General features: G+C 50.8%; 1 protein-coding gene. It reads right to left on the bottom strand.

Translation table 11 applies throughout. From position 1 onward, the window contains the following. A partial coding sequence (locus DT603_RS15905; protein WP_162350961.1) for a TolC family protein occupies positions 1-496 on the bottom strand: 496 nt, incomplete at its 3' end. Positions 497-510 lie beyond the last annotated feature (14 nt).

Here is a 510-nt window from a genome sequence, read left to right as displayed (position 1 = left end):
TACGGTAGCCTAATTCGGCAACGGCAATCGTTTGTTGCTGGGTCTGGATACGTAGCCGGGCTTCCTGGACGTTGGCCAGACTGATTTTCACCTGGGCCCGCACGACTTCCTTTAAATTTATTAGCTGCGTTTCACTTTGTTTATGGGATATCTGCGCCTGTTGAATTCGCGAATTCATTCGAAACCCGCTGAAAATTGGTACATTGAGTTGCAAGCCCAGGTACGAACTGACAGGCCACTGGTAATCGCCCAGCCGAAAGTTATTGGCCTGCGACTGCGATTGTACCAGGCCAATCGCAGCTAGTTTCGGCTGTTTTTCAGCAACCTGTAAGACAATCTGCTCCCGGTTTAGCTGTTCAACCAATTCTAACCGACGCACTTCGGGTCGGGATTGTACCGCGTCGAGAAAGGCATCGCTACCTGGCGAGATGAATAAGGCATCGTCGTAACGGAGTGAATCCTGCAGGTCAATTTCTTCTCGTTCGTCCAGGCCCATCGTTCGCTTCAGTA

It is taken from the genome of Pseudoxanthomonas gei (genome assembly GCF_010119615.1).
GTDB lineage: Bacteria > Pseudomonadota > Gammaproteobacteria > Xanthomonadales > Xanthomonadaceae > Pseudoxanthomonas_A > Pseudoxanthomonas_A gei.
Note: the sequence above shows the minus strand (reverse complement) of the source record. Positions and strands in the feature narration are given on the sequence as shown.